Raw genomic sequence first — 12,990 nt, 5'->3', positions numbered from 1 at the left:
CCATGCCCGGCCCCCGTGCCACGCTCATCGACCACCTGCTCAGTGACCTCTGGGAGCGGGGCGGCAGCGACCTGCTCCTCACCGCCGGCTCGGCACCGTTCCTCCGCGTGGACGGAGCCCTGCGCCCGGTCGAGGGGCCCGTACTGACCGAGCCCGAGGTGGACCGCCTGGTGAGCGGCGTCCTGGGTACGGAACTCACGGCACGGTTCCGCCGGGAGAGACAGGTCGACTTCGCGTTCAGCTGGGGGGAGCGGGCCCGGCTGCGCGGCAACGCCTTCGTCCAGCGCGGCGCGTCGGCACTGGCGCTGCGGATCATCCCCTTCACCGTGCCCTCGGCCGAACAGCTCGGGCTCCCGCCGGTCGTCGTCGGGTGGGCGGGCCTGCCGCGCGGGCTGGTCCTGGTCACCGGGCCGACCGGCTCGGGCAAGTCGACCAGCCTGGCGGCGCTCCTGGACCACGTCAACACGTACCGGCCGGTGCACATCCTCACCATCGAGGACCCGATCGAGTACCTGCACCCGCACAAGCGCGCGGCGGTCAGCCAGCGGGAGATCGGCACCGACACCGACTCCTTCCCCGCCGCACTGCGCTCGGCGCTGCGCGAGGATCCGGATGTGCTGCTGCTCGGCGAGATGCGCGACCCGGAAAGCATCTCGGCCGCCCTGACCATCGCCGAGACGGGGCACCTGGTCTTCGCCACCCTGCACACCAACGACACGTCACAGACGCTGGACCGCATCGTCGACGTCTTCCCGGCTGAACAACAGCCGCAGATCCGGCTGCAATTGGCGCACACGCTGGCCGGCATCCTCAACCAGACGCTCGTCCCCCGGGCCGGTGGGGGCCGGGTGGCCGCCTTCGAGGTACTGGTGGGCACCTCGGCGATCCGCAACCTGATCCGCGAGGGCAAGACCCGCCAGATCCGCAACATGATCGCGACGGGCCACCGCGAGGGAATGCAGACCCTGGAGGCGGGCCTCAACGCCCTGGTCTCCACAGGCATCATCACCCCGGAACAGGCGGTCCTCCACACGGCCCACCCGGAGGAGATCCAGCACCCGTACGCGGCCCACGCCCGTCAGGGCCAGCGGTAGCCGCGCAGATATCCCCGGGCGGCCGGTTCACTCGTACCGAGCGCGGTGGCGACCGTCTCCAGCGGCACCCTCCCGGCCTGCACCGCCAATGTCGCCCGCGATCCCACCGCGTCGATCAGATACCGCAGATCGGCCAGCGCCTTCAACGCCACCAATGGCTCCTGCAGGGCCGCGCTCTCCAGCTCCCCCTTCAACGAGGCCAACAACCCGACCAGTGACGCGGGCAGCGCCACGGCGGCCTCCCGCACCACCATCAGATGCGCCTTGTAGTCCGCGATGGGCCCGTCCAGATCCACATCGGCCTCGTACAGCGGCCTCCGCTGATCGAGCGCGCTCCAGTCCAGCGGATATTCGGCGGCCCCCCGCCAGCCGCACGCACAAGCCCCGCGCAGCAGCGCGGCCTTGGGCCGGCCGACCCGGCCGTCGTAGGCGTGCCACTGCGTCGAGGACGGCACGTGCGCGCCACTGCCTACGTCGAAGTACACGGGCCCCGGCTCGGTCCGGTCCGCGAGCAGCACCCCGATCGACCCCTCGTGCGCCCTACCCATCGCCTCCAACACCCGGTCCACCACACCCCGCCCCTTCCCAACAGCCCGCACAGACGGAACCGATCCCGACCCGACCCCTCCCAGCGTGCAGCAGCCACCCACCCCCACACCCGGATCCACCAAAACTCCCACCGCACAAACCGGTCTGTGCACTGCCGCGGGCGGAAGCCGTCCGAGCCCGTACGCCGCGCGCGCACTGCCCCCTCCGACGGAGCGGGGTGGTTGGCGAGCCGTGCCGGCCGAACCGCCCACGCGCCTGTCAGTGGTCTCGCGTAGCGTGCCTGCGGAATGATGCGCGGGCTGTGACCTGCGCGGAGGGAGGAAGCGGCGTGAGTGACCGTATCGAGTGGCTGGCGGAACGTGATCAGCACGCGGCGCTGATCATCAGAACCGACTACAGCGACGAACAGGCATGGGCCGTGGTGAAAGCGGAGCTGATCAGGAGCTGGGGCGACGGCGACGGCGAGCCGCATCACCACATCGTCGACGATCCGCGGTGGGCGGGATGGACCTCGGACCAGATTCTCTCCGCGGCGTCCGCCGACGAGGAGTTGAGCGTGGTGTTCCTCGCCGACCGCGACTCGATGCGTGACGGGCCCACGACCTTGCTGGCCGTGTCGGTGCTGGTCCGGGAAGAGTGCGACAGCGACGAGGAGTTCGAGGAGGACAGCGGCGAGATCCGCATCGTCCCCGCCGGCATCCATGAGATGCACGCGAACCTGATGATCGCGAATCTGTCCTTCAGCGACTTCAAGGAAGCCGCCATGGAGGATCCCCGGGGCACCTTCCAGGGCTTCGCCATGTGAAGGACTCGGCCCCGCCGGAGTGGTCCGAGCGGGGGCGGCCCGCCCGACTGGTCCAACCGCAGCGGCTGTTGCGAGCCCCGGGGGCGCGTGCTCCGGGGTTTGCGCCGGTGGGGGGTGGCTGGGCGTGGCGTTGGTCACTCGGGGGTTTTCAGCGGTGGGGAAAGGGGTGCCACAGGGGGTGACATGACCTTCCCGGAGTGCGCCACGATCCATGACATAGGCCGCGCCGATTGTCGTTCTGATGCATCATCGGATCGTTCCTGTTCGAATGTGACGCCAGCGCGTGCACACACTTGAACTGTTGCGGTTCATGGGGTGAACAGGGGTTTGTGTGCCCAACTGGGCGCATGCGGCCATAACCCTCCGTGCGCGTGGCGCTGCGCAGCGCTCCGGGGTTATCGTCCCGGTCACCGGTGTATGCCGGAAACGACAAGTGCCCTGGCGGGGGCGTGCAAACCACAGCCAGGGCCTTGTTCAACCGTGCGAGTCCGATCGCGCTACACCCATGCCCCGAAGGAGCACTACGTGCCGTACAACCGCAATCGCCGCCAACGTCCTTTACGGGCGCCGGAATCAGGTGCCGACGGTATCATGGCCCCTTTTGCATCAGGGGAAACTTGCAGGGCCGATGACTTGGCGGTCACGGCGGGCGGCGGGCTCTTCATCGCCCTGCCCGTACTGCCGGTCATCCTCATCACCGGGGTCACCGACCCCGCGGTCCTGGCGGCTCTGGCCATAGCTATTTCGGTGATCGCGGCGGGCAGCCGACTCGCCTACAAGCGGGTTCGCCGATTCTGAAATTCGCCACCCCCTGCCACCGGCCCGGGCACCCGGGCCGGTGGTACATGCCAGCCCACCATGCCCGATCACACCGCTACGCAGGGGTTCTGTCTCTCCAGCGGCCGTACAGACCGCAGCGTGCCACCAAATCCCTCGGCGTTTTCCCCCGAAAGGGGCACCCGATGCCCAGCCCCGCGCCGCGCCGGCACTTCCGTAAATGCGCACACTGCGGCACCACCTACTCCGTGCCCGTCGGCCCCGGCCGGCCCCGGTCCCACTGCTCGGAAAAATGCCGCTACGCCTCCCGCACCTCCGGGCCTCCCGATTGCTCCGAACAGGACCAGGACCTCCAGGCCGCCACCCACGACCTCCAGCTGGAAGTCACCCGCCTGGTCTCCCAGCAGCTCGCCGAGCCCCGCACCCCGGACATCCTTCGCCAGCTCCTCACCATCGAGAACCTGGTGGAGGACACCAAGGCCGCCGCCGTCGCCCGCGGCCGGGCACGGGGCGACTCGTGGCGGGACATGGCCGAGGGCTCCGGCGTCAGCCCCGACCACCTCCGCAAGCAGTGGACCCCGGACCGGGTCGCGAGACGCCTGGCCCGGGTACGGAAGGCCCGCGCCGCCCGTCCCGCCGTGCCCGCGTCGACATCGCTGCCCGCGTCGACGAACGCCGCCCTGTCCGCGTCCCTGTCGATGTCCGTGTCCGTGCCCGTCCAGCCCTCCCCCGCCACCACCGCCGACGGCGCCGACGGGAGCACGGGCGTGCGCGTACCCCTGCAACCGCCCGAGGACCCACGGCAACAGCTCGCCTCCGCCCTCTCCTTCCTCCAGCGCCAGACCAAGCGCTCCCTCAAGGAGACCGCCCTGGACATGGGGATCTCCCCCTCGCACCTGTCCCGCGTCGTGGCCGGCAGCCGCGGACCCTCCTGGCCCGTCGTCCTGCAGTTCGCCGCCGTAGTCGACGCGGACCCCACCGTCCTACGGGTGCTCTGGGAAGCGGCCCAGCGACCCCCCAGCCACGCCCCCGCACCCCCGCCGGCCGACCGCGAGGCCGCGGCCCGGCAACTGCGGCTCTCCCTCAAGAGCCTGCACCTCGCCACCGGCAGCCCGGACCTGTGGACCATCCAGCGGGCCTGCGGCGCCGGCTCCGGCCAAGGTCTGCGCGTCGGCGAGATCGCCCGCATCCTCAACGGCGGCCAGGTCCCCGACTGGGAGACCACCGCCCGGATCATCGTGGCCCTGCGCGGCCGCCCCGCCGAGCTCCGCGCCCTCTGGCAGGCCACCCAGCCGCATCCGCCCTACCCGCCGCAGCAGCGGGCCACGCCACCCGCCGGCCCCGAACCGGAGCCCACCCCATGAACCCGCGCCCCAGCACACACCACCTGGCCTTCGAAGCCTTCCGCCTCCTCCAGCACAGCCACTACACCGCCTACGCCCACGCCCATCTGGACCCCCGCGAGGCCGAACGCGCCGTCCGCGACACCTTCACCACCGTCCTCGGCGCCTGGCGGGAGATCATCACCGACCCGGCCCCCGCCCAGCGGGCCTGGGAACACCTGCGCACCGAGGTCCACCGCCACCACGACGCCCCGGCCACCGACCGCGACGACATCCGCACCCTCGCCGCCCTCGGCTACAGCGCCCAGGACACCGCCGCCCTCACGGGCCTGTCCCCCGGCAAGGTCCGCTTCCTGGCGCGGCACACCACGCACCACCACCCATGAGACCTCGCGGCAGGCCCCCAAAACGACTTCGAGGCCGTATCGGATACTTCCGACACGGCCTCCGACCTGCGTACTCGCAAGTCGGGACGACAGGATTTGAACCTGCGACCCCTTGACCCCCAGTCAAGTGCGCTACCAAGCTGCGCCACGTCCCGTTGTGCCTGCGACCTGGGGTTTCCCCCTGCCCGGCGGCACATGCAGAACATTACCGCACGCCGAGGGATGTTCATGCACCGGTAATCGGCGCAGGCGGCCGCCGGGGAGACGCAGGAGAGCCGCACGAGATCCGCAGGAGAAGATGAGGTGTGGACGACGCACGGGATCGGGATGCCGGAGGGCGGGCGCGCAGTGCCCGGCCGCGGGACGGGCTGGGGCGGCCGCTGGCCTACGGCGCCCCCGGCGTGGAGCGGCAGCCCGAGGGGGTGGTGCGCTCGCCCGCCGAGACGGTGCGGGAGGCGCAGCGGCTGCTGGACGCCGGGATGCCGTTCCACGCGCACGAGGTATTCGAGGACGCCTGGAAGTCCGGGCCGCGGACCGCCGCCCCGCTGTGGCGCGGGCTCGCCCAGCTCGCCGTCGGCCTCACCCACGCCGCGCGCGGCAACACGGTCGGCGGGGCGAGGCTGCTGCGGCGCGGCGCCGCCGGGATCGCGGAGTTCGCGGACGGCGACGGCCCGGCCGCCGCCCCCGACACGTACGGGATGGACGTGCCGGGGCTCGTCCGCTGGGCGCGGGCGCTGGCCCCGCGGGTGGAGGGCGGAGGCCCGGCCGTGGACGCCGCGCGGGAGGCGCCGCGGCTGGCCGGGGAGGCGTAGGGGCTTCCTCAGACGGTGGCCGGCTGGAGGAGGTCCCAGCGGTTGCCGTACAGGTCCTCGAAGACGGCGACGGAGCCGTACGGCTCGTGGCGCGGCTGCTCCAGGAAGCGGACGCCCTCGGCGCTCATACGGGCGTGGTCGCGGGCGAAGTCGTCGGTGTACAGGAAGAAGCCGACGCGGCCGCCGGTCTGGTCGCCCACCCGCGCGCGCTGGGCCTCGTCCTTCGCGCGGGCCAGCAGCAGCGCCGACTCGGTGGCGCCGGGCGGGCGGACCACGACCCAGCGGGAGCCGTCCGGGCGGGCGGTGTCCTCGACGAGGTCGAAGCCGAGGGCGCGGGTGTAGAAGTCGATGGCCTCGTCGTAGTCGTGGACGACGAGGGCGGTGAGGGCGATACGGGATGACATGGGGCCCATTGTGCGCGCGTCCCCGGTTCAGCCCCCGGCCGGGGCCACGAGGAGTACGTCCAGTCGGCGGGGGCCGTGGACCCCTTCCACCCGGTCCAGTTCGATGTCGCTGGTGGCGGAGGGGCCGGAGATCCAGGTCAGGGGCCGGGCCGGGTCGAGGAGGCGGAGGGCCTGCGGTACGGAGTCCACCACCTGCGCGGGTACCCGTACGAGGCAGATGTGGTGGTCGGGGACGAGGGTGATCAGCCGTCGGCCCTGGCCCGGGCCGCCGTCCAGGACGAGGGTGCCGGTCTCGGCGATCGCGAGGGCGCAGCCGGTGACCACGGCGTCGACGCGGTCGAGGTCGCGGGCGGAGGTGTGCGCGGAGGTGCAGGTGGTGGCGGGTCCGGGCCGCCAGTCGAAGCCGGGCTCCGGCGGGAGCTGCACCGTACGGGCGTCCGCGAGCAGGGCGTCCAGCACCTCGCGGTAGCCATGCTCGTCGGTGCGGTGGACGCGGGCGCGGTACTCGGTGAGGTTCGCCGCGAGCAGGTCGGTCCGCTGCCGCGGGGTGCGGGTGCCGTGTACGGGGAGGTAGTCGCGCGGGATCGCCGCCTCGGCCGGGCCGGCGCCGGGCGGGCCCACCGCCCGGCGGATACGGGACAGGATGCGGTCCTTGCTGCTCATCGGCCCGTCCCTCGCTCCCGGCTCCACCAGTCGCGGAAGGAGGCGGCCGGTACGGCGGGCAGCTCGCGCGTGTCGGTCCAGGCGCGGCCCGCTCCGGGCAGCCGGCGCGGGGCCAGCCGGCGGGCCCGCGCGAGCAGCCGCTCCCCCGCGCGCAGGGCGCCGGGCCGGTCCAGGAGCAGCCGGGCGGCGCGCATCGCGGCGCGTTCGGCGGTGTGGCCGTGCGCGGGGCGGAGCCGGACGCGGACGCCTTCGCGGGTGGCCGGGCCGCCCTGCGCGATGCGTTCACGCAGGTGGAGCAGGATCTCGGGGATGTCGATGGCGACGGGGCAGACCTCGTAGCAGGCGCCGCACAGGGTGGAGGCGTAGGGCAGGGAGGCGTCGATCTCGCTGGTGGTGCCGCGCAGTTGGGGGCTGAGGACGGCGCCGATGGGGCCGGGGTAGACCGATCCGTAGGCGTGGCCGCCGGCGCGTTCGTAGACGGGGCAGACGTTGAGGCAGGCGGAGCAGCGGATGCAGCGCAGGGCCTGGCGGCCGGTCTCGTCGGCGAGGGTGTCGGTGCGGCCGTTGTCGAGGAGGACGAGGTGGAAGGCGGTGGGGCCGTCGCCCTCGGTGGTGCCGGACCACATGGTGGTGTACGGGTTCATCCGCTCGGCCGTGGAGGAGCGCGGCAGGGTCTGGAGGAAGATCTCCAGGTCGCGGAAGGTGGGGACGACCTTCTCGATGCCGACGACGGAGATCAGGGTCTCGGGGAGGGTGAGGCACATGCGGCCGTTGCCCTCGGATTCGAGGACGACCAGGGTGCCGGTCTCGGCGACCATGAAGTTGGCGCCGGAGACGGCGACCTTGGCGCGCAGGAACTTCTCGCGCAGGTGCAGGCGGGCCGCTTCGGCGAGTTCGCGCGGGTCGTCTCCGAGGGTTTCGGGGGCGGGGCGTCCCCAGCGGCCCATCTCGGTGCGGAAGATGTCGCGGATCTCGGCGCGGTTGCGGTGGATGGCGGGGACGAGGATGTGGGAGGGGCGGTCGTGGCCGAGCTGGACGATCAGCTCCGCGAGGTCGGTCTCGTAGGCGGCGATCCCGGCGGCTTCCAGGGCTTCGTTGAGGCCGATCTCCTGGGTGGCCATGGATTTGACCTTGACGACCTCGCGTTCCCCGGTGGCGCGGACGAGGTCGGTGACGATCCGGTTGGCCTCTTCGGCGTCGACGGCCCAGTGCACGGTGCCGCCGGCGGCGGTGACGGCCGCCTCCAACTGGAGGAGGTAGTGGTCGAGATGGCGCAGGGTGTGGTCCTTGACGGCTTTCCCGGCGGCCCGCAGCCGCTCCCAGTCCGCCAGCTCGGCGACGGCGCGGGCGCGTTTGTCGCGGATGGTGTGCGTGGCGTGCCGGAGGTTGGCGCGCAGGACGGGGTCCTGGACGGCCTTCCGTGCGGCCTCGGGGAAGGCGGGCATGCCGAGGTGGGTCGCGGTCACAGCGGTGGTTCCTCCTCGGTGGCGGCCAGGATCTCGGCGATGTGCAGGGTCCGCGGCCCGGTGCCGGTGCGGCGTACGAGGCCGTCCAGGTGGGTGAGGCAGGAGTTGTCGGTGCCGCAGAGGACGGTGGCGGGGGTGGTGGCCGCGGCGGTGAGTTTGTCCGTGCCCATGGAGGCGGAGACCGCCGGGTTCTTCACCGCGAAGGTGCCGCCGAAGCCGCAGCATTCCTCGGCGCCCGGCAGGTCGACGAGGTCCAGGCCCTTCACCGCGGCCAGCAGCCGCCGGGGGCGGTCGCCGAGGCGCAGGCCGCGCAGGCCGTGGCAGGAGGGGTGGTAGGTGACGGTGTGGGGGAAGTACGCGCCGACGTCGGTCACGCCGAGCACGTCCACCAGGAACTCGGTGAGTTCGTACACGCGCGGCGCGAGGGCTTCGGCGGCCTCGGCCAGCTCCGTGCCGCGGCCCTCCCGGGCGGCTTCCCGGCCGATGCGCGGGTAGTGCTCGCGGAGCATGGCGGCGCAGGAGGCGGAGGGCGTGACCACGTACGCGTGGCCGGCGAAGGCGGCGGCGGTCCGCCGCAGCAGGGGTTCGGCCTCGCGCCGGTAGCCGGTGTTGTACTGCGGCTGCCCGCAGCAGCTCTGGGCGGCGGGGAAGTCGACGCCGACGCCGAGGCGCTCCAGGAGGCGTACGGCGGCGATGCCGGTGCGGGGGTACAGCGCGTCGTTGACGCAGGTGACGAACAGGGCGGCACGCATGGTGGGCACAATAGCGGGGTGAAGAAGTTCTCAGTGATCGGCATAGGCGCGGGCGACCCGGAGCACCTGACTCTCCAGGCGGTCCGGGCGATCGGCGCGGCGGACGCGTTCCTCATCCTGGAGAAGGGCGAGGAGAAGGCGGATCTGACCGGGCTGCGGCGGGCGATGCTCGACGCGCACGCCCGCCCCGGGCACCGGCTGGTGGAGGGCCGCGACCCGGACCGGGACCGGACTCCGGCGGAGTACGCCCCGACGGTGGACGGCTGGCGCAGCGCGCGGGCCGAGATCTTCGAGCGGTTCGTCGCGGAGGATCTGGCGGAGGGCGAGACGGGCGCGTTCCTGGTGTGGGGCGATCCCTCGCTCTACGATTCCACGCTCGCGATCCTCGACGAGGTGCGGGAGCGCGGCCGGGTGGCCTTCGAGCACGAGGTGGTGCCGGGGATCAGCAGCATCTCGGCGCTGCTGGCGCGGCACCGGACGAATCTGAACCGGGTGGGCCGCCCGGTCCAGATCACCACCGGCCGGCGGCTGGCGGAGGGCTGGCCGCAGGACGTGGACGACGTGGTGGTGATGCTGGACGCCCGGCACGCCTTCACCGCCCACCTGGACCAGGACCTCTACATCTACTGGGGGGCCTATGTGGGCACCCCGGACGAGATCCTGGTGCAGGGGAAGCTGGCGGAGGTGGCGGGCCGGATCGAGGAGCTGCGCACGGAGGCCCGCGCCCGCAAGGGCTGGATCATGGACACGTACCTGCTGCGGCGCGGCTGAGCCGGGCCGGGTCCTACCCGAGGTGGGCGGGCAGGGCCGCGGCGAGGCGTGCGTACTCCTCGGCGCGGTTGTAGATCTGCCCGCAGATCCGGATGCCGCCGCCGCCCGGCCAGGGCCAGATCAGCACGCGGATGCGGTGCCGGGCGGCGATCCGCTCGCGGAGCGCGGAGGCGCGCTCGTGGGTGTCCGCGATGCCGGGCGGCAGGCGCAGGGTGCGCATGGCGAGGCCGTCGGTGTGCGGGAGCGGGGTGATCCCGGGGAGTTCCGCGAGCAGGGCGGCGCCGTGGGCGGCGAGGGCGCTGTTGTGGGCCCGGACCTTGCCGGCGTCGAGGCGGTGCAGGAGGTCGAGGGCGTCGGGGGCGGCGAGCCAGCCGGTGTAGTCGGCGGTGGCGCGGTTCTCGACGGAGCGCGGGAAGCCGTGCGCGTCCTCCCAGGAGGGTACGAGGGCCCGCACGCGGTGGCGGTGCTGCGGGGCGACGGCGAGCACGGCGGTGCCGGAGGGCGCGTAGCCCCATTTGTGGAGGTTGCCGAACCAGAAGTCGGCGCCGCCGGCGAGGGGGTCGGCGAGCATGCCGGGGGCGTGGGCGCCGTCGACGACGGTGGTGACGCCGCGCTCGCGGAGCTCCGCGAGGAGTGCGGGCGAGGCGATGAGCCGGGCGGTGGGCGAGCTGATGTGGTCGAGGACGGCGACCGTGGTACGGGGGGTCAGCGCGGCCAGGACGGTCTCGCGGACGGCGTCCTCGTCGGGCAGGGCGGGGTCCAGGGCGACGGTGGTGACGGGGGCGCGGCGGGCGGCGGCCGCGACGACGGTGCCGTAGCCGTGGTCGGTGACCAGGATCTCGTCGCCCTCCGCGAGGGGGACGGCGTCGAGGGCGAGGTTGGCGCCTTCGGTGGCGTTGGAGACGAAGGCGATGCCGTCGGGGTCGGCGGACAGGTGCGCGGCGACCTGGGCGCGGGCCCGGGCCAGCCGGTCGGGGACGGCGAGGAAGAAGGCGTCGGGGTCGGCGTGCAGCTCCTCGCGGAGGGCGGCCTGGGCCTCCTGCACGGGCAGGGGGACGGCGCCGAAGGAGCCGTGGTTGAGGTGGGAGATGTCCGGATCGAGCCGGAAGAGCCCTGCTCCGCCGGGGAACTCGGGCGGCGGGGCGGGCTCGGCGGAACGATACGTCAGACTCATGGAACCTCCGGTGTCCGGCGGGGTGCGGCTGCCGTTCGGATCATCTCCCGCCCCACCCGTGACCGGGAAGCCCTTCCCCGGCCGATGCCCGGCCGGCCCCTCAGCGGCCGCTGGTGGCCGCCTGGTACTGGAGGTCCTGGACCGCCACGGTGTGGTCGACCCGGCGCGGCAGGGACACCTTGGCGGTGGCCGTTCCGTCGCGGACGACCTGGGAGGCGCTGGTGCCCGGCCGCAGGGGCAGGAGGCGGGAGGTGAGGCCCGCCGGGGTCTCGTGGGTGTCCTGGGCGGTGCCGACGGTGGTGCGGACGAGGCCGGGCCGCGTGAGGAAGCTCAGCACCTCCACCGTGTCCCGGGGCGGGGCGCTGCCCCTGCGCAGGGTCATCAGCAGGGACTGGTCGCCGGTCGGGTCGGCGCCCGTGAACTGGGTGCGGGCCGTGAGGTAGAGCGTGTCGCGGACGATCTTCGGCCAGGCGCCGGTCTTGAAGCGGGTCAGGTAGTAGGAGGTCAGGTCCAGGTAGGCGTGGCCGTTGTGCAGGGAGGGGGCGAACTGGCTGCCCTCCGAGTAGTCGTTCCAGGTGGTGAGCTGCACCCAGTCGGCCTCGTCCTCGATGGCCCGGGTCCATGTGGCGCGCAGGGTCGCCGTGTTGCCCGCCTCGTCGTAGATGCCCTGGTTGGGGCGGGCGTCCTGGACGGAGACGGGCTGCATCCAGATCTTGCCCATGCCGTGGGCCCGCTCGATGTCGCGGGTGGAGCTCTCCTGGCCGACGTAGCTGCGGCTGCCCCATTCGGAGAAGCCGTGGCTGATGGGGGCGAAGGCGCCGCTGTGGGCCCCGAAGTCGAGGAAGAGCGGGACGAAGGCGGTGCGGATGCCGTGGTCGGCCTTGAGGACGCGGATCATTTCCGTCCACCAGGCCACGTTCTTCTCCTCGGCCTTGAAGGGGGAGACGACGAGCCGGCCGTCGGGGAGCCGGTGCGCGGCGGAGGTGTCGGCGAGTGTGGCGAGGGCCTCGGCGAGGACCTTGGGGTCGTCGGTCTTGAGCGAGGTCATGTCCGGCATCAGCATGATCTTGAAGGCGGGGTCCACCGAACGGGCCGCCGCCATCAGGAGGTTGGAGCGGTCCCAGTTCTTGCCGGAGAGGGAGAGCAGGTCGAGGGTGAAGCCGTCGATGCCGGCCGCGCGGGCGGTGCGCACCTCCTGCTGGAGGTTGGCGTACTCCCAGTCGCCGGGCTTGGGGGCCACCGGCTGCGGGCGGTCGCGCAGCAGGCCGCCGTACCGGTCGTGCTTGCCGTTCTCGCCCTCGGGGCGCAGGTAGTTGCGGGTGTAGTAGTCGTTGTCCGCGCTCGCGTTGTCGAGGGAGAGCGGGTACGGGGTGAAGTAGTGGGCGAACACCAGCTTCTTGCCCGCTCCGCCGGAGCGCAGGGCGGCCGGCTGGGGCAGGTCGAAGGGGAGGGCGCCGGTGGAGCGGGTGGCTCCGGTGTCCGTGCCGCCCGCCGTGTCGCCCTCGTCCGCCGCGCCGCCGGTGGGCGACGGGCTCGGCTCCGGGCTCGCGGTGGGCGGTGCGGCGGATTCCGTCACGGTGCCGGGCGCGGGGGACGCGGGCGCGTCGGGTCCGGGTTCCGCGCCGGCCTGTGCGGTGGCGCCCTGGCGGGGGTCCCAGGCGATGCCGGTGGCCGCGCAGACGCCGACGAGGAGGAAGCCGGAGAGGAGCAGGGTCAGCAGGGACTTGCGGCCCCGGAATGCCGGGCGCCGCCGGTGCGAGACGGGCCGTGCGGCCCGGTGCCCGGCTTTCGCGCGCCGCCGTGCTCGCCGGTCCGTTCCCCGGTCCGCTGTCATGCTGGCCCCTCCCACGAATATGCCCCCGGTGGGGGCTGGACAGCAGTAGAGCCGATTACCGGCTCCCGGACAACCGTTCGCAGGGCCGGGCCCCGGGTACGTACAGCACTCGGGCGACGGAAATTACGCGGTCGGGCCGGGGGCGGCGGGCCCGGGCGGG

At 73.0% G+C, this 12,990-nt stretch carries 14 protein-coding genes and 1 tRNA gene; 7 read left to right on the top strand and 8 right to left on the bottom strand.

The annotated features are described in order from the left end of the window. The first annotated feature begins 2 nt into the window (after positions 1–2). Entirely contained in the window at positions 3–1,094 is a 1,092-nt protein-coding gene (locus ABZ873_RS10990; protein WP_360868494.1) for a type IV pilus twitching motility protein PilT, read from the top strand. On the opposite strand, the gene ABZ873_RS10985 is transcribed toward ABZ873_RS10990, so the two are convergent. Beyond that, positions 1,079–1,642: a hypothetical protein gene (locus ABZ873_RS10985; RefSeq protein WP_360868492.1), complete on the bottom strand. Its 564-nt coding sequence runs from the start codon at positions 1,640–1,642 to the stop codon at positions 1,079–1,081. The two genes, ABZ873_RS10990 and ABZ873_RS10985, sit on opposite strands and share 16 nt — an antisense overlap. Before the next feature lie 329 nt (positions 1,643–1,971). Here ABZ873_RS10985 and ABZ873_RS10980 point away from each other — a divergent pair, with 329 nt between their 5' ends. The 4 genes from ABZ873_RS10980 (at position 1,972) to ABZ873_RS10965 (ending at position 4,954) form a co-directional block, all read left to right on the top strand. Beyond that, positions 1,972–2,448, top strand: a complete 477-nt coding sequence (locus ABZ873_RS10980) for a hypothetical protein (RefSeq protein WP_360868489.1) — start codon at positions 1,972–1,974, stop codon at positions 2,446–2,448. Positions 2,449–3,081: 633 nt separating this feature from the next. Further along, positions 3,082–3,246 carry a hypothetical protein gene (locus ABZ873_RS10975; RefSeq protein ID WP_360868486.1) on the top strand — a complete coding sequence of 55 codons (165 nt, stop codon included), beginning with the start codon at positions 3,082–3,084 and terminating at the stop codon, positions 3,244–3,246. Between the two features lie 164 nt (positions 3,247–3,410). After that, the gene (locus ABZ873_RS10970; RefSeq protein ID WP_360868482.1) at positions 3,411–4,589 is read left to right on the top strand and encodes a helix-turn-helix transcriptional regulator; all 1,179 of its coding nucleotides are present in this window, start codon (positions 3,411–3,413) and stop codon (positions 4,587–4,589) included. After that, positions 4,586–4,954, top strand: a complete 369-nt coding sequence (locus tag ABZ873_RS10965) for a hypothetical protein (protein WP_360868479.1) — start codon at positions 4,586–4,588, stop codon at positions 4,952–4,954. Before ABZ873_RS10970 ends, ABZ873_RS10965 begins: the two co-directional genes overlap by 4 nt. Positions 4,955–5,035: 81 nt before the next feature. Here ABZ873_RS10965 and ABZ873_RS10960 read toward each other — a convergent pair. Then, positions 5,036–5,109: transfer RNA gene (locus ABZ873_RS10960), tRNA-Pro, on the bottom strand. Positions 5,110–5,259: 150 nt separating this feature from the next. On the opposite strand from ABZ873_RS10960, the gene ABZ873_RS10955 reads away from it, so the two are divergent. Then, positions 5,260–5,766, top strand: coding sequence for a DUF309 domain-containing protein (locus tag ABZ873_RS10955; protein ID WP_360868476.1), 507 nt, complete (start codon positions 5,260–5,262; stop codon positions 5,764–5,766). Between the two features lie 8 nt (positions 5,767–5,774). On the opposite strand, the gene ABZ873_RS10950 is transcribed toward ABZ873_RS10955, so the two are convergent. Genes ABZ873_RS10950 through ABZ873_RS10935 form a run of 4 tightly spaced genes read right to left on the bottom strand, consistent with a single transcriptional unit; the run spans position 5,775 to position 9,051 of the window. Then, positions 5,775–6,170 (bottom strand): VOC family protein, encoded by a 396-nt coding sequence (locus tag ABZ873_RS10950; RefSeq protein WP_360868473.1) that lies wholly within the window; start codon positions 6,168–6,170, stop codon positions 5,775–5,777. A 27-nt stretch (positions 6,171–6,197) separates the two neighbouring features. Beyond that, on the bottom strand, positions 6,198–6,833 hold the full coding sequence (locus ABZ873_RS10945; RefSeq protein ID WP_360868470.1) for an LUD domain-containing protein: 636 nt from the start codon (positions 6,831–6,833) through the stop codon (positions 6,198–6,200). After that, positions 6,830–8,299: a lactate utilization protein B gene (locus ABZ873_RS10940; RefSeq protein WP_360868467.1), complete on the bottom strand. Its 1,470-nt coding sequence runs from the start codon at positions 8,297–8,299 to the stop codon at positions 6,830–6,832. The genes ABZ873_RS10945 and ABZ873_RS10940 overlap by 4 nt, the downstream gene beginning before the upstream one ends. Then, positions 8,296–9,051 carry a (Fe-S)-binding protein gene (locus ABZ873_RS10935; protein WP_360868464.1) on the bottom strand — a complete coding sequence of 252 codons (756 nt, stop codon included), beginning with the start codon at positions 9,049–9,051 and terminating at the stop codon, positions 8,296–8,298. Before ABZ873_RS10935 ends, ABZ873_RS10940 begins: the two co-directional genes overlap by 4 nt. Before the next feature lie 18 nt (positions 9,052–9,069). Here ABZ873_RS10935 and cobF point away from each other — a divergent pair, with 18 nt between their 5' ends. Continuing rightward, positions 9,070–9,822, top strand: a complete 753-nt coding sequence (cobF, locus tag ABZ873_RS10930) for a precorrin-6A synthase (deacetylating) (protein ID WP_360868461.1) — start codon at positions 9,070–9,072, stop codon at positions 9,820–9,822. Positions 9,823–9,835: 13 nt separating this feature from the next. On the opposite strand, the gene ABZ873_RS10925 is transcribed toward cobF, so the two are convergent. Continuing rightward, on the bottom strand, positions 9,836–10,996 hold the full coding sequence (locus ABZ873_RS10925) for an aminotransferase class V-fold PLP-dependent enzyme (RefSeq protein WP_360868458.1): 1,161 nt from the start codon (positions 10,994–10,996) through the stop codon (positions 9,836–9,838). Positions 10,997–11,096: 100 nt separating this feature from the next. Beyond that, positions 11,097–12,830 carry an endo-1,3-alpha-glucanase family glycosylhydrolase gene (locus ABZ873_RS10920; protein ID WP_360868455.1) on the bottom strand — a complete coding sequence of 578 codons (1,734 nt, stop codon included), beginning with the start codon at positions 12,828–12,830 and terminating at the stop codon, positions 11,097–11,099. Positions 12,831–12,990: the final 160 nt, after the last annotated feature.

Source organism: Streptomyces sp. NPDC047014 (assembly GCF_040644195.1).
Classification (GTDB): Bacteria; Actinomycetota; Actinomycetes; order Streptomycetales; family Streptomycetaceae; genus Streptomyces.
The sequence above is the reverse complement of the archived record's forward strand: the minus strand, read 5'-3'. Positions and strand labels throughout refer to the sequence as shown.

Coding starts and splice junctions, on each gene's coding strand:
- ABZ873_RS10985 (WP_360868492.1), bottom strand. CDS start 1,642: ATGGGTAGGGCGCACGAGGGGTCGATCGGGGTGCTGCTCGCGGACCGG.
- ABZ873_RS10950 (WP_360868473.1), bottom strand. CDS start 6,170: ATGTCATCCCGTATCGCCCTCACCGCCCTCGTCGTCCACGACTACGAC.
- ABZ873_RS10925 (WP_360868458.1), bottom strand. CDS start 10,996: ATGAGTCTGACGTATCGTTCCGCCGAGCCCGCCCCGCCGCCCGAGTTC.
- ABZ873_RS10920 (WP_360868455.1), bottom strand. CDS start 12,830: ATGACAGCGGACCGGGGAACGGACCGGCGAGCACGGCGGCGCGCGAAA.
- ABZ873_RS10990 (WP_360868494.1), top strand. CDS start 3: ATGCCCGGCCCCCGTGCCACGCTCATCGACCACCTGCTCAGTGACCTC.
- ABZ873_RS10945 (WP_360868470.1), bottom strand. CDS start 6,833: ATGAGCAGCAAGGACCGCATCCTGTCCCGTATCCGCCGGGCGGTGGGC.
- ABZ873_RS10970 (WP_360868482.1), top strand. CDS start 3,411: ATGCCCAGCCCCGCGCCGCGCCGGCACTTCCGTAAATGCGCACACTGC.
- ABZ873_RS10935 (WP_360868464.1), bottom strand. CDS start 9,051: ATGCGTGCCGCCCTGTTCGTCACCTGCGTCAACGACGCGCTGTACCCC.
- ABZ873_RS10965 (WP_360868479.1), top strand. CDS start 4,586: ATGAACCCGCGCCCCAGCACACACCACCTGGCCTTCGAAGCCTTCCGC.